This window comes from Vibrio sp. 1F279, from assembly GCF_041439815.1.
Classification (GTDB): domain Bacteria; phylum Pseudomonadota; class Gammaproteobacteria; order Enterobacterales; family Vibrionaceae; genus Vibrio; species Vibrio tasmaniensis_A.
Window position 1 is genome coordinate 92,337 of record NZ_JBGOOU010000002.1, and the last position, 21,329, is coordinate 113,665.

Consider the following 21,329-nt stretch of genomic DNA (forward strand, 5'->3'; position numbering starts at 1 on the left):
GGTTATATCGCATGCAAGATCCACTATTAAACTCACTGATCTACGTTAGTCGGTATTACGGGTTAGCTAACTCGCCCGAAGCGTTGATCAATGGGCTACCACTCTCAGATGGAAAGCTAACCCCTTTCCTATTCCCTCGCTCTGCAGAGCGTGCGGGGTTAGTGGCCAAAGAAAACCGTTCCGATCTAGAAAACATCCCTCACTTAATTCTGCCAGCCGTATTGTTACTCAAGCAAGGTGAGGCTTGCGTTCTTAATAGTATCGATATTGAGAAGCAAGAAGCCGAAATCATCACAACGGAAAGTGGGATGATGCCAATCGTCATCCCAATCGAAGAGTTGAAAGAGCAATTCATCGGCCGTTACTTCTTAGTAAAGAAACAATTCCGTTATGATGAACGCTCACCAGAAATTTTAAAAACGCGCGAAGGTCACTGGTTTTGGAGCACAATTTGGCAATCTAAAAAAATCTATCGAGATGTGCTGATCGCATCAATTCTAATCAACCTTTTCGCTATTGCAGCTCCAATGTTTACTCGTTTGGTGTACGACAAAGTGGTACCAAACCTTGCGTTTGAGACGCTATGGGTACTCGCGAGTGGTATTTTTGTCGTCTTCCTCTTTGACTTGCTTTTAAAGTTAATGCGAAGCTACTTTATTGACGTTGCGGGTAAGAAATCCGATATCCTGATTTCATCTAAGTTGTTCAGTAAGGTGCTCGGGATTCGCATGGAAGCGAAGCCTGCTTCTGTCGGTGCTTTTGCTAAAAATCTGCAAGAATTCGAGTCAATCCGTGAGTTCTTTACTTCGGCAACAATAGGCTCATTAATCGATTTGCCATTCGCTCTTATGTTCCTGGCGTTAATTTGGTTAATGGCTGGCAACCTTGTGTTTGTTCCTGTCGTTGGCGTGGTGATACTGATCATCTATGCGTTGTTAATACAAGGCCCGCTGCGTCGTACCATTGAAGAAGGCTCTCGCCTTGCTTCTCAGAAGTACGCAAACTTAATTGAGAGTTTAGCGGGGCTAGAAACCGTTAAGCTATTCAGCGCTCAAAGCCAGTTCCAATTCCGCTGGGAAGAAGCTGTTGCGCACATGGCGAACTGGAATATCAAGAGTCGTCGTATTACCGATAGCATCCAAAATACTGCTGGCTTTGTTCAACAAAGTACCAATGTGGGAATGATTATTTTTGGTGTGTACCTAATGGCAGAAGGCACTCTTACAATGGGTGGCTTGATTGCCGCTACTATGTTGAGTGGTAGAGCAATTGGTCCTCTTGTCCAGTTATCATTGCTTTCTACGCGTTATAACCAAGCGAAGTCATCAATGACCTTGATTGAACAAGTCATGTCGATGCCCAGTGAACAAGAGGAAGGTAAGCGATACATCCACCGCCCTATTATTCAAGGGCATATCGCGCTTGATAAAGTAACATTCCATTACCCTGATTCGCCAATCGCTTCTATAAGAGACCTGACTCTTAATATTAGTCCAGGTGAAAAGGTCGCGATTATTGGGCGAATTGGTTCAGGTAAAAGCACACTTGAACGCCTGATTATGGGCCTGTATAAGCCCACAGAAGGTCATGTTCGCATTGATGACACCGATATGGAACAACTTCACCATGTCGACGTACGACGCAATATAGGCTGTGTGCCGCAGGACAGTAACCTATTCTATGGCACGGTAAGAGACAACATTACCTTGGGACGCCCGTTGGTTGACGATCGTGATGTCATGGATGCTGCCAACCGTGCAGGTGTAACCGCTTTTACTCAGCAAGATCCGGCAGGCTTAGAACGCCAAGTAGGTGAAGGTGGTGGTTTACTCTCAGGAGGTCAACGTCAGTCGATAGCCATAGCTAGAGCCTTCCTAGGGCGCCCTCCTGTATTATTGATGGACGAACCTACCAGCGCTATGGATAACCGTTCAGAGATGCACATTAAGCATCAGCTGAGCCAGCTGTTACCTAGTGAGACTTTGATTCTTATCACCCACAAAACGTCGATGTTGGATATCGTGGATAGAGTGATTGTGATGGAGAAAGGCAGTATTATTGCCGACGGACCAAAATCACAAGTTCTGTCAGACTTGAAGCAAGGAAAGGTAAAAGCGGCAAGTTAAAGCGCTCATGTGACTTAAAGAATCGAACTAAGTCAATATCAGCAAAAGCAAAGGGGGAGCATCAGCTCCCCCTTTCTTATTTGTTCTAATGAACAGAAAACTGCTCGAACCGCTCTATTCAGTCTTGGGCAATTTCAGAGTCGCTCAATTACAATGAGATATCTTCTTTCTCCATTTTGAAAGAACATTGAATTTCATATTGATTGAACGAGAAAACACTGCCGCCGTGCGTTCGCTTAGTCGTCACCATCTCATCACCAAACAAAACAGATACACGGGTGTACACTTTCTCGTGCGCCTCTATTGTGCACTCGGCAAGGTTTGTTTCAAATTCAGCTTCGAGTGTATCCAACTGCGATTTAGTCTTCTCTATCGCTTGATTGTTTTTTTCTCGTTGCTGCTCAATCTCCAACGCTTGCTCTTCGCTTCTTTCCGCTTTTGGTCGCTTCTTAAATTCGAGTTCTTGACGGATGACGTCCATGGTTTGTTCTTGAGCGTGCTTATAAATCTCTTTCAATTGAGCGATCTTTTTTTGATATCCCTCGAAGCGAGCAAAGCCATGAACCTTAGTTGCTGTATCCCCTTCAACGCCTAAGAAAACACATTCGACTTTACCGCCGACTTTAGCTTCACCGCCACTAAGTGTGCCATGCTTCTTAAAGGTATCCATCACAATGAGGTTGTTGCCACAACGAATGTCGTTACTCATGCTATGTAGGTTGAGTAGAATGTCATTGGCGGTTTGCAGTTCAGTATTCTGTGCGTAGCTTGCTGTGATAGAGCCTTTACTAAGTACCTTACAACTTTTTGGCTCATCCTCTTTGGTCGTATGACCAATAATTCCTTTCGCGACTTTTATATCCCCCTGAGCCTGAACTTCTGCAGATTCAATAAAGCCACCAACAGTAATGCTTCCGGTCGCCTTCACTATCATTCCAGGTTCTATATTCCCAGAGACAAACACATTACCTTTGAATTTAACGTGCCCAGTAGATACGTCGACATTGCTAACACATAAGGCGTCATCCACTTCGATACTTCGCTCTTTAATAATGGGCAGACCAGAGGATGAAGAAAGTAATAAATTAGGGTCGTCAGGGGAAATGTGGGTGCCTTTTCCTGGCTTAATCAAACTGTCTTGGCCCGGAAGGGGTGGGATAATTCGACCTTGGACGGTAAAGCCCGCAATACCCTTGGTGGCAGGAGTTCGTTTCATTAGCGGGTCATTCTGACCAACGGTAATGGTTTCGCCGAGATCTCGCATATCGATCTTACCGGCGTCTTTACTGCGAGGCTTTAATACTTGATGAGTAATATCTTCAACCAATGCTGAAAACTTAGCATCTTTACCCTTCACAGCTGGAGAACCTTTGGCAACGGGCTGAGTAAATTTTTCACCCGGCTTTAGCTTGCTGCTCATCATCAATACTTTTCTAAGTGCTAGCTTATTAATTCCTTTCGTTATGTGAGCCTGAGCCAAGCAATGAATGATATCGCTGCCACGTAATGCCTGCCCATTATATGCCCCAGTTACAACAAGACTTGCGAGCATCTCATCATCAGACAGTTCAACCGTAACACTGGAATTACGAACTTCAGCAATCAATATTCCTTGATAAGCTTCTCCCTTACCTTCTTTAGCAAGAGTGACAAAACGCAGTATCTCTTCTTCGAAAATAAAATAGTTTGATGCGTTCAAAGCTTCTAAGGTTGTTGGTAATGTCTTATTGTCAAAGCTTGCGTTGACCACAAACCCAGACGGCAGACATGCCATCACTTGCTTCCTATCTTCCGACAATGTAACGATGCTATCCCACATTCGAATTGTGTACCCTTAATAACTCTGTTGTTATGCAGTCTATATAATTCGCTCAGTGCTTAGAATCACTACAGTAGAATAATCAGCGTCACATCACTTACTTTCGATGTTGCAAAGGGACTCATAAATAAGACTGACCGATTCTAATCTCTTCTTCACCTTTACAAAAAAGATTCTTTCACGATTTTTTCAAACTATGAGTATTGGGTACGAGCATAAGATCGCAATACAGCGACGGATCTTCATCACCAAACGATTCGGGATGAATTGATGTGAGAATACAGAATTAGACCTTCCAAACAACGGCGATAATTAGATTGGTAGAATTGAGATAGGAAATGAGCGTCATGATGGACATGTTCAACAAAGTGAGAAATTGCATAAAGATTGGATAATTGAAATTACATAGGTCATTACATACTGCTGTTCAGTTTACAGTGTAAATCCGGCATTCTAATTTACACTGTAAATCTAATTAACAGCTCGACATATGCTCTGTCGTTCCAAATTTAGTGACAATCGTTGATCTACCTATTTACAGTGTAAATTTGATAGTAGAGTACCGACATCTTTTCTAAACTGTAGCTCAGCTTGTTTTCGTCCGACTAGATTAAACTGTTCGACACAAGTCCCCCACTCTTTCTGCTGCACGACTTTCGCGATAAGTAAGTCTGAAACAACGAAACCTGTATCGATTATAGCGTCAGGTTCAGCTATGTGAGCTTGATGACCATTACTCTGGAGAATCAAATTCAGGGCACTGAAACCAATGCTGTCGTAACTATTACCACCATCGACATAATTCCTGAGGAGTTGGATTTCAGACTCTGCTATAGATTCCGCTTGCCTTGGCAATAATGCGCGCACCATATCAACCTCGAGAGAAGCCAAAGAACCAGAAGTGAGAAAACAGAAACTACGTTCAAAGTGACTTATCAGATTGTAGATCCAATTCTGTGCGTTTTCATTAAGTGGCTTAACCATCAATACCGAGTGACAGCCGCTTGCTTGATCGCGCTGGTGGCCAATGTGCATAGGTACAAAATCGTTATCACGCCAGAATGAAATTAATTCACTGGTCGCGCCAAAGCTCGTTGCTAAGTAATCCGCCTGATTAGTTTGCTTTGACAACTGCCCCAACATCCAACGACCAATCCCCGAACCTTGATGACGTGTTGAAACGGCAATACGCATAACTCGAAGGCAACGACTGCTCGCCGCTTGCGTACAACCCAGTTGGTTTGCGAGTAATACTGGAGCTAGGTGACCTTGAGGTCTTCGTTTTCCAAGTTGAATCTGAGCAATCAGATCGCTATCCAACCCACCTTCTTCAGTTACCAACATACAACCTAAACATTCGTTTTTCTGCCAAGCAGCGTACAAACGGATTTCTGGATTGTTGAGAAACTGCATTAGATCGTTTGGTGACGTTTGATAATGAGCGTCAACAAGAAGAGAAAAGCATTGCTGTAGCGGCTCCGGATTCGCCAAGCATTCTGCCTTTGATAACTCGACCAAGCTCAGTTGGTTGATTGCCAGATCAGAAAAGCTATCTAACTCATGAATCACCGAGTCACTTAGCGACGCGTCGTTACCAAGCAGGAAGCAATCAAACAACCAGCGCTCTAGTGGATCATTGCGATTCCAACGAATGGGCTGATCGAGCTTAAAACCTTTCCACCCTGGGCGATGATCTGAAAGCCAAGACTCGAACTTAAGTCCAAACCCTCTCCCACTCCCCTCGTATCCGTGAACGGTGGTTGAAAAAACCATACGATGATAAATGCCAACCATAGATTTGAGCATCGGGATTGGAATTGCAGCCGCTTCATCGACTAATAGCAAATCACAATCAGGCTTAGACTTAAGTAATTCATCTGGTGCTACGAATCTTAAACTTCCGCTTTGATAGCAAATGTAAGTAGCGTTGACCACTTCACAGTCTTCTAGGCGTTGACTCGCGTGGGAAAATACAGGCTCGATTGCTTTCACTGAAGGCGCTGTCACGATGATATTTAATCCATGACGCTCAACTAAAAGCTGAGCAGCGGCAATACCCAATGTAGAGCTTTTACCACGCCCTCTATCTGCCGTGAGAACTAAAGGACGTTTACGATGCCCAGACACCACTTTTTTAACCAACTCAACGGCCAGATTTTGCTGTTCAAATTTGTCCAAACTGTTTTCAAAGTCTTGCTTCAGAGGAAGTGCTTTAGTCGCTTGAACAACATCGTCTGTTTCGTTATGTTGTGAAACCGAAATGAGCTTATTGAAATTCCTCTTTAACCAACGTTGGCCAAAGCTCTCATTTTCTTCAGAGTCATCAACTTTTGGCGGCAACACCAACAACAGCCCACCACCGATTAACGAACCTAGTGCAGCGCTAAAACCATTCGCATCAAACTGATCTCTAAAATCACAAACAAGAACTTGGCACTCACGACCAAGCAATTGTTGGCCTTTTTTGACTGGAGCATAAATCACACCTTCAAACGGAGTTCCACCAATCTGGAAGATGCTCGGTGTGTACGAATTTTCAAGGAAGGTAAAAACAGCAGAGTTTTGCCAATCAAAGTCGCCATCAAAGACCACACCGTAACGGTGACCATTGTGTTGGGCAATATTAGAAAGTGTATGCAGAAAAGTATTGGTTGGGTTTGTCATAGTTAGCGTCCAGATTCATCTAAACACAGTTTATCACAGCCAAATAAAAAGCCGCATAAAGCGGCTTTAGAGGAGTAATCAAAAGTCGTGACTTAGTCTAACTTAGATTGTACGAATGCTAGGATTTCTTCCATTGTTGCATCATCAACTTTCTTAAGATTTAACGCCAAGTTTGAACCCTTACGGCTATATGACGCTCGACCTTTAATAAGTTCAACTTTTGGATAAGCTTTCTTCGCGGGTGCTGGTGCTAGTTCGAGCACCCAACCTTCTAAAGTCTCTGTCACATCTTTTGTTAAACGAGTTACGCCTTGAGCTTCGCTGCGCTGCCACACAAAACCTTCAGAAGCATCACACTTGGTCAGTAATGTTTGTTGCTGCTCACTAGTAAGACCGCTAAATTGTTTGTGTAACTTAACAATAGTCGGGCGGCCAAGATCGCTCACATTTGGGTAAGCTTGTAATAATTCAAGTGGTAAAGCCGCCGCTTTCAACGCGCCACTCACCAAAGCTTCACTACACTGGAACATTTTAGCGAGTGCTTTCTGATCTTCAGCTTCGCCTTTATCAAGCTTCGCTTGCATCTCCTTCCCCTTCTCATAGAGAGAAAGTGGTTTATGAGCGTTAGCTACATCTGATAGAAACTTAGCATGTTCGCCGTTAATGTTTTCAGCGACATAGATCAAGAACTCTTTGTCAGCCAAAATACATGACATACGACGACGGCTACCATCAAGAACTTCAATCTTGCCGTCTTTGTTCTTACGACCAACCGCTGGATATTGCTGGCCGCGCTCTTTAAGCGTAGTTAGTACGTCAGAAAGCGCGTGCTCATTTAAGAAAGACTGCTCACGAGCATTCTCTTCAAAAACAACCGTTCGTGTTGCTACATCAGCGGCTGGAATTCGAACCAATTCAAATGAAACTAAATCTTCACCCGCAACAGAAAGCTCAATTACTTGAGCTTGCTCTTTTAGCGCAGCTTGAGCTTCTTGTGGCGTAGCTACGCGACGTTTATTTGCTTTACCAAATAGCTTTGCATTTAAGTCAGATGTTTTAATTGCCATTCTTGTTATCCCTGATTAAGTGAAGGCCAGTTGCTATGTAATACACGCTCTAATTCTAGAGCACTTTTTTGTACTGCGTCTTGAGCGACAGCCAGAGTTTTCTTACCGCCCTCAAAGTCGCTTACCGTCAGATCGAAAACCGTGCTGTAAGTGTCAGCACAAGTTTCAAAGGCGCGGCTTCTTGGAATCGTGGCCATCATTACTTGGTCATTCAACAGGTAGTTCATCTCGGTCAGAACTGATACCTGTTTTTTGTTGTCGTCTTCAAACATCGTTGGCATTAGACGAACGAACTCAAGCCCTTTCCAATCGTCCGGGAACATTTCATAAACCGTTGGCAAGTGCTGGAAGAAGTTAACCGTTGAAGCCCAGTCCAAACGCTTGGCTGCACATGGAATTAAAAGTGCGTTCGACGCGTACATTGCATTCCACACTAACGGGTCCACGTGTGGCCCAGTATCAATCATGATCACATCAAAATCATCGGCGATTTTGTCGATAAGCTTTTCTTTCAAAAGACGAACAATATCAAGTGACTGATCTCTAGACAGGCTTTGCCATGCTTCAGCATTAAACATCGCATCTTCTGGGAAGGCTGAAATAGTCTTCAAGTTAGGATACTGAGTTGGCAACAGCACGTTCTTACGCAAGAATTCTAGGTCAACATCCTGCTCTTCTGGCACATTATCCAACATGATATCGACTGCAGAATAAATGCTGTCATGCTCTGCACCACTAATTTGTGGGTTTAAGAACAGACGCAAAGAGCCTTGTGGATCCAAGTCAATCAGACAGATACGGTAGCGCTTATCCAAATTTAGAGATAAGCACGCAGCTAAGTGAACTGCCGTCATTGATTTACCCGTACCACCCTTTTGGTTTTGTACGTTGATAATCCATGGTTTATTGTCAGCATGCTGCTTACGTTGATGGAACTTTGGCACTTCTGCCGCGTCCATCAACATGTGAGCTTCTGTCAATGAAATCGAGTAGTGATTGGCGTTGTTCTTTGTAAACTGATGGCCATCAGCTTCAAGTTTAGTGATCGCTTCATCGAGTTTACGACGCGTTAAACCAGAACGAGTCTCCATCATAGCTTTAGACATTGGAGGGAAATGTTCATCACTTCGCTCTTCCAAAATAATCTCAATTCGGTCAGCCTGAACTTGTTGAGTTTGTTCGGCTAGCTGATAGAGCTTATCAATCGTTTGTTCTCTTTTCATTGCCAGTTTCCGTAATGATTAACTAAGTACAAATTGTACAGCGATTAACAACAAACACAACAAAAACATGAACATGCATTTATGAGTAAACTCACATAAAATAGACAGTGTTTTTACAATTTGATGAAACATCACCTCAGAGTAATACTAAAAGTCATCATTTTCACCATGCACAACCATGTTATTTCTAGTGCACATTTAAAATGTTACAGCATCACTTATTTACAATGTAAATGATATTATCGCTAAAAAGCTGCGGAACGATTGAAACACAACCATAGATTACGGTTGGTGTGATTTGCATTCGAATTTCTAGATTTTCAATTCAATAAAAATTAAACAAACCTCAATGAACAAAAAATTCAAAACATAAGAGAAGAGGAGGTGCAAAAAAACAACAGAGGATTCTAACCTGAGCGGAAGAATGATCATGGAACACATCTAATGTAAGAGAATTAATAACACCAAATTATGAAGCATGATCAAGGCGCAAACTTAGCAATATTGATCCGAGTAACTGCACATTACAAATGATCAAATTACGGAAAAATGATCAAGTAAATATCGTTCCGGAAGCATGTAATTTAAGAGCTAAGTTACGGACAAATGCTTTTGCAATGGGGATTCAACGCCTATAAGGGCTCAATGATTGAAAATTCAATCTACACTGACCGAGAATACGCAAACATGACAATTTCATGATCATGCTTCCAAGTTAACTCCCACCTGCGCTAAATACATCAAAGCTATCCATTTTCAACAGATACAGATTAAACTTTATCCTAAATAGGGCGGGAAGGATAAAAAGTACCATCACTTGATCATTGTTCCTATAGATTGGCCATCATAAATATCCACATTGATGTGTATGAAGTGACTTAGAAGATGATGTTGACTTCCGAACTGTGGATAAGCTGTATAAGTATAATGATCATGCTTTCAAGCCAATAATGATCATGCTTACAATGACTTAATGATCATACTTCTGACGCTCTGTGATCATGCTTTCTTTGATTTAATGATCATAGTTTCGGGGTTTTTATGATCATGCTTTCCAAGGGGTTTTATTTTAAACTTTTAAATTCAGCAACTTAAAAGCAAAGAAACAGCCAGATCATTAGATCACTTAATCATTTAAGATCATATTAATCAAAAAGATCAGTTATTTAAAAGCTAATAAATTCTCTTTATTTATGATCATTCTTTCTTTATCATTCAGGAACTATAGTGAAATTACGGTTAGTGTGATACGGATCAAAAATGAAACCAGAAGAGAAATTGTTAATTAAGGCACGAAGCCACAAAGATGGTCATTTATTTGAGGTATCTGAAACAGCCGTTGAATGGATAGAACAATATCAACACTTCAAAGGTGTCACCAAAAGCATTGTTGAGCTTCTTAACCTAATTTCACTTCGTGGGTTTAGCAGCAAAGACGGTTACGTTTCCACTACCGAGATTATTGAATCAACCGATGGCCAAGTTACTCGTGCAGCCTTACAGCAAAGGTTAAGAGCTGCGGTTAGTATCGGTCTTTTCAAACAAATTCCGGTTCGCTTTGAAGAAGGTCTTGCTGGCAAAACTATGCTGCATCGCTTTGTGAACCCAAACCAATTGATATCGGTACTGGGTGCTACTAGCTTAGTGACAGAAAGCGTGAAGCAAAATGAGAAGCAAAAGCGATCTAAAGCTCTAGCTCAAACCAAGGTCAACAAGCGCTTATTGAATGAACACGGACTCAATACCCCACCAACGATGAAAGACGAAGCCGATCAATTTATTGTGTCGCCAACTAATTGGGCAGGTATTATTGATCAAGCCTTAGCGCCCCCTAGAACGCGCAAGAGCTACCAAAAATCAATGGTTTCGATCTCTGGCACTCGAGCGGTGATCGAGACACGATCTTCAAAAAACATTATGACGGTTGATGATCTGATGACGCTATTCGCGTTATTCACGCTTACTGTTCAATATCATGATCATCACCAAGATGATTACCATCTAGACGCTAAACACACACCGAACAAAACACCACTTTACATCACGGATATTTTGTCCTTGCGTGGCAAGAAAGACAGCGGGCCGGCACGTGATTCGATCCGTGACAGTATTGATCGTATCGAATTTACCGACTTCCAATTGCATGAGCTCACAGGCCGTTGGCTTAGTGAGAACATGCCAGAAGGCTTTAAGAGTGATCGTTTCCGATTCCTAGCTAGAACCATTACCGCATCGGAAGAAGCGCCTACAGAAGGCTCTGACGGCGAAATTCGCATTAAACCGAACCTGTACATCCTGGTTTGGGAACCGTCGTTCTACGAAGAGCTGCTCACTCGTGATTATTTCTTCCTATTTCCGCCAGAAATCCTGAAGCAACATACCTTGGTCTTCCAAATGTATTCGTACTTTAGAAGCCGTATGGCACGCCGCCATACAGATTGCATGTTGCTCAGCGAGCTGAATCAGAAATTGGCGCGTAACATCGATTGGCGTCGTTTTTCTATGGATCTGATCCGCGAGCTCAGAAAGTTAGGTGAAGTAGGGGATCAAGAAGATACCTTCCTGGTTAACCTTTGGGGGTATCACTTAACGATCACCGCGTTGATCGAAAAAGGCAAAACGACTGATTATCAGGTTGATATCAAATGTAATGTGGAAGAAGTCTTACGTTACTCAAGAGCACGCACCACCAATGCAGGCAAGCGTAATATGGCACCAACGTTACCGAACCCACTGCGTAATGAAATGGTGTCTAAGCAGAAATTGGAAGAGTTGTCTGAGATTATTGATGGTGAGTTTGAGCCAATTCAGCGCAAAGCACCGTCGCCAAGAGGCAAATTGGGACGTCGAGTTAAGCAGCGTAAACACTCTGTTGAGATCAACGCTGACGAAATCATGATTACTCTCTCTAAATATACCTCTGCAGAGGCTCTAGAACGCAGCATAACGGCTTTATCTGCTATGACAGGGCATTCACATGCTTCAATCAAAGAAGAGTGTTCTGAGCTCATTGAGAAGCTTGATTGGTTGAGAGTAGGGGAGGACGTTATCCCATACGAAACACTGAGTCGTTTGATTGAGCTTTACAACGACCGTGACAGCACTAGCAATCGACACTTGTCTATTGAGCGCTTGATCTCTGGTTTAGCTGTGCGTCGTAAAGTGTGTAAACAAGTTCACGAAGGTCATTTAGACGAAAACGTGTTCCTAGCGCTCGACGAAATGGCGATTGGCCACTAACCACCAATCACTGTCACTGCTCAGTTGTAAGAAGCCCATATTTACGGTCGACGAATGGATAGTTTTAACACATTAGGTGCTGATTAAAACCGCACCTAACGCTGACAAAGTGATGACAAAGTAACGCATCTAGTTGATTATTATTTATCCCGAATAGACAACCTTTGTCCTTTCTTATGATTAATAGATTGGCTCATATTTTGTTACATCATACTGAATAGATTTTTGCGAGTTCCTTAGGGACTCGCTTTTTTTTGCCCAAAATTCAGAGTATTACATACTCATTCCGCAAAGATGATCAAGGCCGTATAACTTGATCATCTTTACGTATTTATTGCCAATATTCCTTTTATAGCTTCTTCAAATATAAAAAGACGCAATTATCAAGACCATTCTTTTCATGTTTAATTTTGAAAATCAATAATACCCTTCCCTAATTATATTTTGGTAGGGACGTTTTGTAGATGAATAGAAAATTAGCAGTATTAGTGATTGCAACAGCGATCGCTGGATGTGGAGGAGGGGATGAAGGCAGTACTCCATCAGTAACCGGTACTAGCCTAGTAAACTTATCAACGCTATCAAATGTGTCGGTTCAACTGCAGACGGTGCAATGTAATCAACTACAATTGGTTGGCAAGAACTATGTAAAGCCTAGGACGGTTGATAGTTGTTGGCTTCTAGAGGTGCCAGAAGACTACACGCAGCCAGAGGGGAAAAAAATTAAAGTTGCGGTTGCTAAAACTCTTTCGCAGGGACCCAAAAAAGGCGCCTTCTTACACCTTAATGGTGGTCCGGGCGGCATGTCTATTGATTGGGCCCAAGAAATTGAAAATGATCTTTCTGTTTTATCGGCTAATCATGACATCTATTTTGTTGATCAACGTGGTACCGGGTATTCTACTCCCTCTTTGAGCTGCGAATTTGAAGACTCTGGTACTGCTCAGCAGATTAAAGGTTGCAAGGATAAATATGTCAACGATGGCGTGGACTTGAATCAACATACTAATATAAACAATGCATTAGACTTACTGTTGCTAGAGAAGAAACTCTCTGAAGTTAAAGAAATAGACGGTGGGTGGAAGCTTTATGGTGTGTCATATGGAACACGTCTAGCTATGACAATGGCTCGTGAAGAGCAAAAGCAGATTAAAGCTGGGTATCAGGCATCCAATACAATTCAAATGATGGTATTAGACGGTGTCTTTCCCATCGAAATGAATGGCATTAAGGATATGCCTTGGTCAAACTATGAAGCGCTAGATAGAGTTCTAGAGGTGTGCGCGCGCAGTACCGGCTACTGCGATGAAACGAAATTTAAATCAGATTTAAATATTAAACTTGCTCAGATTGATGAGAAGTACCATGATTTTTTTGTCAGCTACTTGACCACAAGAAGCATCCGTCGCGATGACAGTATACCTACCGCTGGTAAATTTAACCCAGTTGAATTGGTTAAATTAACCAAAGAAGAAACAGAAACTGTGTTAGACGCATTAATTGCTTTTGAGGGCAATGCTTATAACCCTTCTAATCCAAGTCATTTTGCTGCAATGGGGTTAGCAAATATTTGTTCTGAGGAACCAGTTAAACAGCCCTACTACACAAGTCATCATGAGAGTCGAGCAAAGTGGGGAGCGGATGTACAAAATGTAGTAGATAATAGTACTAATTTGGGATTGACGCTTGAAGCATGTCAAGCCATGGATGTTGAGCCTGTAAGCAGCAGCTCTTATGCTTCTATGGAGAAGGTTGATTATCCTGTGCTCATTCTCAACGGCGCGAATGACGGTATTACACCACCTGCGCTGGCTGAAGTTTCTGCTAAGAAATTCTCGAATATGCTCAGCTTGACCTACGATCAAGGTTCTCATGGTATATTGACTGATGCCCAAGATAGTGTTCCTTGCCTGAAAAATTTGATTCTTAGTTCGATCAATGAGCCTGAGAATATGCGTAGCTTAGATACTACATGCTTAAATGTTTCTGACTTTAAGTATGTGGCGGACATTGATATCTGATGTAAGGCTCAAGCTTGTGCCCTCATATTTTAAACTGGTGTGAGGGCACATTGGGTAACTGGCCGATCTTAATGTGGAGCAATCGAAGCTCTTTGATCATCGTTCTGGTATTGACTTGCCATAAAGCGTACATGCGATTCGATCAATTTTTCTGATTCTTCTTTCCAGCGCGGTTCTTGTTGTTGGTTGGTAAACTCCAAAGCCAATACACACAAGTGCTGTAGCCGCTGTGTACACCACTCTTGTAAGTCAGGTTCTGATTTTGGATTACAAGACACAGCTTGAAGCTTGCTATAGGCAAACATCAGGTATTGGAAAGCTTTTTCCTGATGGTGCGAGCCACTAAGTTCGTTTGAGATAGATGGTGGGCTTGGTGGTGGAAGCTTTGTCGATGCCGTCAGAATTTCATCTTTATATCGATAAAACGTAAAGATTCTCAAGCATCCGTCTAACCAGCATGCGATGCCTTTGCTCTGTTCATCCGTGATCAAAGGCCCCCAGAGTGCATCTGGAGGCGTTAAGATCAAAGGCTCTAACTTCTCCACTTGATCATGCTTTCGGTCTTTGTACCAATTTCCGATCCGCTCTAACCAAGTGTCTAGTTCATTCATGCAACGTTATCCCACTGTTTAACATAGTGATTATCTGAAACTTGCTTGATCTCATGCTGTATTTCACTGCTTTGTTCACGAATACGATCAGCGTCTATTGAATAGTTTGGCTCATTTTTCACGAGTTCGCCAAATGGTAGATCAGGATCGGGCACAGCAGAGATCAATAACTTAGTGTATGGGTGTTGTGGGTTGGTTAAGATCGACTGGGTTGATCCCCACTCAACGATCTGTCCCTTGTACATCACAGCTGTCTCTTCTGCGATGTAGTGTGCTGTTGCGAGATCATGCGTAATGTACAAAAAACCTATCCCTAACTCTTTCTTCATCCTCTGCATTAGGTTCAAAACACCGAGTCGTATTGAAACATCCAACATCGAGGTGGGTTCATCGGCAAGGATAACCTCAGCACCGACTGCGAGTGCTCTGGCTAAGTTTATGCGCTGTCTTTGGCCTCCACTGAGCTCATGAGGGTATTTGGTGAGAGTTTCGATGGGCAACTCCACCAGCGTTAATAACTCGTTGAGACGCTCTGCGAGAGCTTGTTTCGTAGCAACTTGCTTGTGGATCTTAAGGGGCCGTGTTAAGTGGTGTTCAATGGTGTGGGTTGGATTGAGTGAGCCAAATGGGTCTTGAAATATCATTTGCACGCGGCTTCGGTAATCCAAGATATCTTTACGACTTTTTAAGGTAGAAATATCTCTGCCATTGAACAGTATTTCTCCCTCTGTTGGCGGATACACTTTGGTCATCAGTCGAGCGCAGGTGCTTTTCCCGCAGCCTGATTCGCCAACTAGTGCCAATGTTTTACCTGCATGTAAATCAAAACTCACCCCATGCAGTGCTCTAAAGATCTCTTCTTTGCCAAATCCACCACCAACAGTGAATTCTTTAACGAGGTTTTTTACTTGAAAAATAGGTTGTGACATGGAGCTCTCCTAGCACGCAGTTGCGTGAGCGTGTTCGTGAATATTGGGGAAGGAACTCCATAGCTTTTGGGTGTAGGAGTGCTGAGGGTTATTGCGAATCTCATGGGCTTGGTTGACTTCAACTATCTGTCCATGACGCATGATGGCAATTCGATCGCACAGTTGGCTCATTAGTGCGAGGTCGTGGGTGATAAACAATATTGAGAAACCAAACTCTTCTCTGAGTTGGTGTATTTGCTGCAGAATTTCACGCTGTACAACCACATCCAGTGCTGTGGTCGGTTCATCCATGATAATCAACTTAGGGTTGAGCGCGAGAGCTATCGCAATCACCAAACGTTGACGCATCCCACCGCTAAACTGGTGCGGGTACTCGGTTAGACGGTGGCGAGGGATATTGACTAGGTCGAGTAACTTTTCGGCGCGATCTTTTGCTTGCTCGTTGTTCATGCCCTTGTGGTGGCGCAATACATCGGCAAACTGTTCTTCAATGGTCAGTACAGGGTTAAGCGAGTTCATCGCGCTCTGGAACACCATTGCGATCTCACTCCAACGTAAGGTGTTCAAGTGGCTGTCCGATAAGCTCAGCAAATCTTGCCCGCCAAACAGTATTTGCCCGCCAGAGATGAAAGCCGGTGGCTTATGCAGACGGTTAATGGCAAATGCGATGGTACTTTTGCCACACCCTGACTCTCCCGCTAAACCAAAAATCTCGCCCTGGCCTATGTTAAAGCTTACGGATTTTACGGCATTAAAATCGCCGTCATCGGTAATGTAATCGACACATAGATTCTTCACTTCGAGAAGAGGTGTCTCTGAATTTTCCCTAGACATGATAAACACTCAGTTATGATATTGATAACTATTATCATTAACATGTGTTGAATTTAGTGAAAGAGAAGAGCACAAAAAGAATGAAGTGACTCGAATTATTTTTTGATTATTTCATGAAGTTTCAGCGGGAAATAGGAAATGAGAACGAGGAAAATGAGAGGTGGATCAAACCACATTTCTTATGGGGAATCTTTTAAATGTAATGGCAGAAAATGGCTTTGGCAAAGTTTAAATGAGGCATTTATTAATTAGCTTTGTGAAGCGTCGGAATCATCACATTTCAGTACAGAATTGCTTAACAAGCGAAATAGCATTTGCTACAGATTACCTGTCCATTACATGGTGCTTTTCGGAGGAAAACATGTCCATTAATTCTATCAACCATGATGAAATGACAAATATTGCAAATAAGTGGGATGCTGAAGAAGAAGTATCTTTCAAACCAGAAAAGAAAATGAAATCTGCTGAAGCTCGTCGTCGTATTGAAGCTCTAAGAGAAATTAGAGAAAGCGGTTTTAGTCTGGAAGAAGCGAGGGAGCTAGGTCTAATTCATTAACAATCCCCATTGCATTTAGAAGGGTGGCGCACCGCCACCCTTTGATTTATATGCCTTTTTTAAAGAAGTTTGTGCTTTTTATAAGTAAACCATGCGCCTTGCCTCTCACCATTTAAATCTATTGTCCTTCCTCTACATTACTTGTTCTCGACTAAAAACATGCCCTTGGCATACTCTTTAACTAAGTTGTTTGACAGTTATATGCAACGCCACTAATTTTAAAGTTAAAGCAAAAATATGCGATGTTGCTGGTAAGGAGAAGGCTATGTCTAATTCGGTGGCTAAAGCCAAAGAAGTGCTGTTCTATGAACCTGAAGATCCAAACGGGTACCTGTCAAATTTTGCCGCTTGTCCTATCAAAATCGACGATCAAGTTTGGGCAACCAGCGAGCATTATTATCAAGCGATGAAGTTTGCCTCTCAAGCGCTGCGCAACACCATTCTCGAAGCCTCGACTCCTGCTGAAGCATTCTCTTTAAGCCGTGATTATGAAGACCAAGTTCGGGAAGATTGGTATGACATTCGTGTCGAAGTGATGCAGTTCATTGTCACAGAGAAGTTCAAGCAGAACCCACAGTTTGCGTTGTTTCTTACTAATACCGGAGATTCGGTGATCAAAGAGCATTCGCACAAAGACCACTTCTGGGGGGATGGGGGCGATGGAACCGGCGAGAACCATTTAGGCAAGATTCTGATGGCAGTACGACAAGAGCTTCGTACTCAGCAACTGCATTTGATTGCTGCACACTAATTCATTTACCTTCGTGGTTCCAAATTAAGTAGGTCGATTGCAGGTAAACTCTTTTAGCCCTTAAAGATGAATTAAAAAAGGCCGCCCTGTTTAGCTTCTGTGCTAATCAGGGCGGCCTTTTAGGCTTAAGAGCGAGTTAGTCATCGAAGAGAGCTAAATTACGTTACTTAAGCTATACCTTTATGCGAAGGTTACAACTGATGCTGTTGCTATAAGTAACTCTGTACGATGTCGTTGAGCTGACCATCGTCTTTCATTTGGTCGAGGCGCTGGTCGATGAAGTTTTGCAGTTTAGGATCCATCTCTGGGTCAAATGCTAAATGGATGGGGTAGTTATTGATTACTGAGCCAAACTCTTGCATTTGGTAGTCATCAATACTGAGTTTCTGTTCATTTAGGTTGTATTTGATTCGAGATTCCATTTCAACAAAAACGGTATCACCCGGAGTTCGGTTTAATACACGAAAAGCCGCGCTGTAATCTTTAACTCGAATCTCGTTAAGCTTACCTTGTTGGATATAAGGCTCTAGATTTGGATATTCAAACCCCACCAGTAATACTACCGCTTTTCCGTTTAAATCATCGATAGTGTTGAACTCAAATGGCTTCTTGCCGCTGCTAAGTAACACATGTTTTACATTGTAAATCGGATCTTTAGACAGGTTTACAGATTGGATATTTCCCCAACTTGGGCTGCCATAGGTGACCCAGTTTGGATTCTCTCTAGCGTCGAGCTTATCGACCATTCTGTTGAAAGGGTAGGTGTGGTAATCGACTCGTATTGGCTGTCGTCAAATACGGCTTCAACAATATCCGAAACCATTCCTCTGTGAGATGACCCGTCAGTTTCGATCTGAAAAGGTTGCGCTTGGCTTGCAATGATGTAGTAGTGAACAGGTTCGCTTGCAAAAGCATAACTGCTTGAAAACAAACTGACTATGGATATAACTATTAGATGTTTTTTCATAACCTTCCCTAGTTATTTGATGAATGACTACTATTATACTAGTTGAGTAATTGTAGTTTGCTAGGATAACAATAATGGTAATTTTTGTATGGTGAATAAAGGAAAACGCTATATTGGACTCTCCCGACAGTTGATCGGGGTAATCATCGCAATCAGTACCTTATTCACAGTCATAGTGACAGGTCTAGGTTTGTATGTGGAGTACCAAAATCGAGTTTCTTTTATCAGTTCTCAGATCGAACAGGTTAAGGATGGTTATCTTTCCGGCTTAACCGCCAGTTTGTGGGTTGAAGACCGAGAGCAACTGTTTGTGCAAGCTGAAGGTATCTCGCGCTTACCCTCGGTCAGTTATCTGTTAATAGAAAGTCCCGATGAAAAAATTTTAGAATTAGGTCAACAGACGTCCGGTCAGTCTTATTCTCAATCTTGGGATGTGGTGCATCAGATGGGAGGCTCAGAGTTCCAACTGGCGACGCTCACGGTGCAGTCTGATCTGAGTATGATTCTCAACGACTTTGAAGATCGGGTCTTATTATTGCTCGCTTTCGAAGCAGTTAAAATCTTTTTATTGTCTCTGGTGTGTTTAACCATCGTCTATCGCCTTGTAGTCAAGCGCTTAATGACCATGTCTTCTCAGATCAACCATCAACAGGTTGAAGACAACAAACCGCGATTTTTAACACCCACTAACTCTACATACAGTGATGAGATCTCGACACTAGAGAGTAGCTACAATCAGTCGATTGAACGTATTCGCCAACAATACCAAGAATTGGAAAAAGCCAAAGATACTGCAGAGGTAGCGAACCGCAACAAGAGTGAATTTCTGGCCAACATGAGCCACGAAATCCGCACTCCAATGAACGGGATTATTGGGCTTTCATCACTGCTTTCTGAAATGGATATGCCGAAAGAGCAAAAAGAGTATGTCGACATGCTCAACACCTCTTCGCTTACTCTACTCGATTTAATCAATGACATTCTCGACTACTCGAAGATTGAAGCGGGTCGTTTAGAGCTTCAGCAAGAGCCGATGAAAATGATGGGTATTGCTGCCGATGTAGAGTCGACCTTCAGAGTTAAAGCCGAGCAAAAAGGGCTCAAATTCCAACTGGCGATTGATCCTAAGATCCCAACCATGGTGATTGGTGATGGCACTCAGTTAAGACAAGTGCTGAATAACCTAGTCGGGAATGCCATCAAATTTACCGAACATGGTCATGTCATGCTCTCACTTCGTTTAGAAGAAGTCATAGAGCCGGAACAGAAGCTCAGAGTGAAATTTGAGGTGACCGATAGTGGTATTGGTATCGCAGAAGACAAGCAACAATCGGTATTCGATAAGTTTCAACAAGCCGACGGCAGCACCACCCGCATCTACGGAGGCACGGGGCTTGGTCTTACGATATGCGATAAGATCGTGACCTTAATGGGCAGTAAGCTTGAGCTAACCAGTATCGTAGGTAAGGGAAGTACATTCTACTTTACCGCTGACTTTGACCCGAGCTTAGACGTTGACGAGAGCAACATAGATTTTAATAAAGTCTCGGTACTTCTGGTTGATGACAGCCAGTTGAATATGCGTATTACCTCAACACAACTTCAATCATTCGGCGTTAAGTCTGAGTGCTGTGAAACCGCCACTCAAGCGTTAGAGCTTGTTTCAGAGTCTGTGGCGAAGTCGTTGCCTTATGATCTGGTGCTGATTGATAAAGTGATGCCGTCTATTGATGGATTCCAATTAGCAAGAAGTTTGATTGAGCGTTTTGACAAAGCTTGTCCGAAGCTAGTGATGATTTCTGCCGACCCTCGAAAACAGGATGAAGCACGCGCCAAACAAGTGGGTTTTGTTGCCTACATTGCTCGCCCTTATCAAGATAATCAGCTTAAATGGACGCTGAGTGAAGTCCTGGCGAGATCGGCTGATACCTCAATCTTTACCTATCCAAATCGAGGTGAGGTAGCGTTTAAAGATAATCAACCCGTGCCATTAACCAAACCATCGGGTTCTGTTGAAGCTACGACATCTGCTTCTGTTAGAACGACACAAATAGACAAACAAGCTCCAATCAAAGAAGAGCCAAAACCAGTGGCTGCTCCGTTTAGTGGTAAGGTTTTGGTCGTTGAAGATTCTAGAGTGAATCAACAAGTCGCCAAAATGATGCTTAAGAAGCTGGGGTTTGAGGTGGATATTGCAGACAACGGTGAAATTGGTGTCGAGAAATTCCAGGCCAACGAATACGAGATGATTTTTATGGATTGCCAGATGCCAGTTCTTGATGGTTTCGAAGCGACCAAGCAGATCCGAGCGCTCGAAGAAGGAACCTCTAAACACATTCCGATCGTTGCGCTGACGGCCAACGTCGTGCAACGAGATAAGCATTTGTGCTTCGATGTGGGTATGGATGAATTTTTACCAAAACCCGTCAATCAAGGGAAACTGAGAGAGATCGTTGCCAGTTTCTTGTCGAAAGGAACTGAGTCGAGCAAGGAACATGAGCAGAAAATCGTTTAAGTTCAA

At 42.8% G+C, this 21,329-nt stretch carries 13 protein-coding genes and 1 pseudogene; 6 read left to right on the top strand and 8 right to left on the bottom strand.

The features are described from left to right. Window positions 1–11: 11 nt before the first annotated feature. On the top strand, window positions 12–2,126 hold the full coding sequence (locus tag ACED60_RS02200) for a type I secretion system permease/ATPase (protein ID WP_009846012.1): 2,115 nt from the start codon (window positions 12–14) through the stop codon (window positions 2,124–2,126). Window positions 2,127–2,274: 148 nt separating this feature from the next. On the opposite strand, the gene ACED60_RS02205 is transcribed toward ACED60_RS02200, so the two are convergent. The 4 genes from ACED60_RS02205 to ACED60_RS02220 all read right to left on the bottom strand — a co-directional run bounded on the left by ACED60_RS02205 (window position 2,275) and on the right by ACED60_RS02220 (window position 8,899). Then, window positions 2,275–3,945, bottom strand: a complete 1,671-nt coding sequence (locus tag ACED60_RS02205) for a FapA family protein (protein ID WP_371726826.1) — start codon at window positions 3,943–3,945, stop codon at window positions 2,275–2,277. 531 nt (window positions 3,946–4,476) lie between these two features. Continuing rightward, window positions 4,477–6,609: a GNAT family N-acetyltransferase gene (locus tag ACED60_RS02210; protein ID WP_371726827.1), complete on the bottom strand. Its 2,133-nt coding sequence runs from the start codon at window positions 6,607–6,609 to the stop codon at window positions 4,477–4,479. A 92-nt stretch (window positions 6,610–6,701) separates the two neighbouring features. Further along, window positions 6,702–7,676, bottom strand: a complete 975-nt coding sequence (locus ACED60_RS02215) for a ParB/RepB/Spo0J family partition protein (RefSeq protein ID WP_371726828.1) — start codon at window positions 7,674–7,676, stop codon at window positions 6,702–6,704. Window positions 7,677–7,681: 5 nt separating this feature from the next. Further along, window positions 7,682–8,899: a ParA family protein gene (locus ACED60_RS02220; protein WP_009846016.1), complete on the bottom strand. Its 1,218-nt coding sequence runs from the start codon at window positions 8,897–8,899 to the stop codon at window positions 7,682–7,684. 1,260 nt (window positions 8,900–10,159) lie between these two features. Here ACED60_RS02220 and ACED60_RS02225 point away from each other — a divergent pair. Then, window positions 10,160–12,139: a replication initiator protein RctB domain-containing protein gene (locus ACED60_RS02225; protein ID WP_009846017.1), complete on the top strand. Its 1,980-nt coding sequence runs from the start codon at window positions 10,160–10,162 to the stop codon at window positions 12,137–12,139. Between the two features lie 464 nt (window positions 12,140–12,603). Further along, complete coding sequence (locus tag ACED60_RS02230) at window positions 12,604–14,160, top strand: alpha/beta hydrolase (RefSeq protein WP_371726829.1); 1,557 nt, start codon at window positions 12,604–12,606, stop codon at window positions 14,158–14,160. A gap of 68 nt (window positions 14,161–14,228) precedes the next feature. Here ACED60_RS02230 and ACED60_RS02235 read toward each other — a convergent pair whose 3' ends face one another. The 3 genes from ACED60_RS02235 to ACED60_RS02245 are packed head-to-tail and all read right to left on the bottom strand — an operon-like array spanning window position 14,229 to window position 16,534. Further along, on the bottom strand, window positions 14,229–14,771 hold the full coding sequence (locus ACED60_RS02235) for a hypothetical protein (RefSeq protein WP_009846019.1): 543 nt from the start codon (window positions 14,769–14,771) through the stop codon (window positions 14,229–14,231). Then, complete coding sequence (locus ACED60_RS02240) at window positions 14,768–15,700, bottom strand: ATP-binding cassette domain-containing protein (RefSeq protein WP_371726830.1); 933 nt, start codon at window positions 15,698–15,700, stop codon at window positions 14,768–14,770. Before ACED60_RS02240 ends, ACED60_RS02235 begins: the two co-directional genes overlap by 4 nt. Window positions 15,701–15,709: 9 nt before the next feature. Further along, window positions 15,710–16,534 (bottom strand): ABC transporter ATP-binding protein, encoded by an 825-nt coding sequence (locus tag ACED60_RS02245; protein WP_009846021.1) that lies wholly within the window; start codon window positions 16,532–16,534, stop codon window positions 15,710–15,712. 361 nt (window positions 16,535–16,895) lie between these two features. On the opposite strand from ACED60_RS02245, the gene ACED60_RS02250 reads away from it, so the two are divergent. Together ACED60_RS02250 and ACED60_RS02255 are read left to right on the top strand one after the other, a co-directional pair. Further along, on the top strand, window positions 16,896–17,090 hold the full coding sequence (locus ACED60_RS02250; protein ID WP_004732575.1) for a PA3496 family putative envelope integrity protein: 195 nt from the start codon (window positions 16,896–16,898) through the stop codon (window positions 17,088–17,090). A 190-nt stretch (window positions 17,091–17,280) separates the two neighbouring features. Next, on the top strand, window positions 17,281–17,841 hold the full coding sequence (locus ACED60_RS02255) for an NADAR family protein (RefSeq protein WP_371726831.1): 561 nt from the start codon (window positions 17,281–17,283) through the stop codon (window positions 17,839–17,841). A 209-nt stretch (window positions 17,842–18,050) separates the two neighbouring features. Here the strand turns inward: ACED60_RS02255 and ACED60_RS02260 are convergent. Further along, window positions 18,051–18,808, bottom strand: a pseudogene (locus tag ACED60_RS02260) (substrate-binding periplasmic protein). A gap of 88 nt (window positions 18,809–18,896) precedes the next feature. On the opposite strand from ACED60_RS02260, the gene ACED60_RS02265 reads away from it, so the two are divergent. Next, the gene (locus tag ACED60_RS02265; protein ID WP_371726832.1) at window positions 18,897–21,323 is read left to right on the top strand and encodes a response regulator; all 2,427 of its coding nucleotides are present in this window, start codon (window positions 18,897–18,899) and stop codon (window positions 21,321–21,323) included. Window positions 21,324–21,329: the final 6 nt, after the last annotated feature.

Excerpts from the sequence above, each read along its gene's own strand:
- ACED60_RS02225 (WP_009846017.1), top strand. The coding sequence starts at position 10,160 with ATGAAACCAGAAGAGAAATTGTTAATTAAGGCACGAAGCCACAAAGAT.
- ACED60_RS02265 (WP_371726832.1), top strand. The coding sequence starts at position 18,897 with ATGGTGAATAAAGGAAAACGCTATATTGGACTCTCCCGACAGTTGATC.
- ACED60_RS02210 (WP_371726827.1), bottom strand. The coding sequence starts at position 6,609 with ATGACAAACCCAACCAATACTTTTCTGCATACACTTTCTAATATTGCC.
- ACED60_RS02205 (WP_371726826.1), bottom strand. The coding sequence starts at position 3,945 with ATGTGGGATAGCATCGTTACATTGTCGGAAGATAGGAAGCAAGTGATG.
- ACED60_RS02230 (WP_371726829.1), top strand. The coding sequence starts at position 12,604 with ATGAATAGAAAATTAGCAGTATTAGTGATTGCAACAGCGATCGCTGGA.
- ACED60_RS02220 (WP_009846016.1), bottom strand. The coding sequence starts at position 8,899 with ATGAAAAGAGAACAAACGATTGATAAGCTCTATCAGCTAGCCGAACAA.
- ACED60_RS02250 (WP_004732575.1), top strand. The coding sequence starts at position 16,896 with ATGTCCATTAATTCTATCAACCATGATGAAATGACAAATATTGCAAAT.
- ACED60_RS02240 (WP_371726830.1), bottom strand. The coding sequence starts at position 15,700 with ATGTCACAACCTATTTTTCAAGTAAAAAACCTCGTTAAAGAATTCACT.
- ACED60_RS02215 (WP_371726828.1), bottom strand. The coding sequence starts at position 7,676 with ATGGCAATTAAAACATCTGACTTAAATGCAAAGCTATTTGGTAAAGCA.
- ACED60_RS02235 (WP_009846019.1), bottom strand. The coding sequence starts at position 14,771 with ATGAATGAACTAGACACTTGGTTAGAGCGGATCGGAAATTGGTACAAA.
- ACED60_RS02200 (WP_009846012.1), top strand. The coding sequence starts at position 12 with ATGCAAGATCCACTATTAAACTCACTGATCTACGTTAGTCGGTATTAC.
- ACED60_RS02245 (WP_009846021.1), bottom strand. The coding sequence starts at position 16,534 with ATGTCTAGGGAAAATTCAGAGACACCTCTTCTCGAAGTGAAGAATCTA.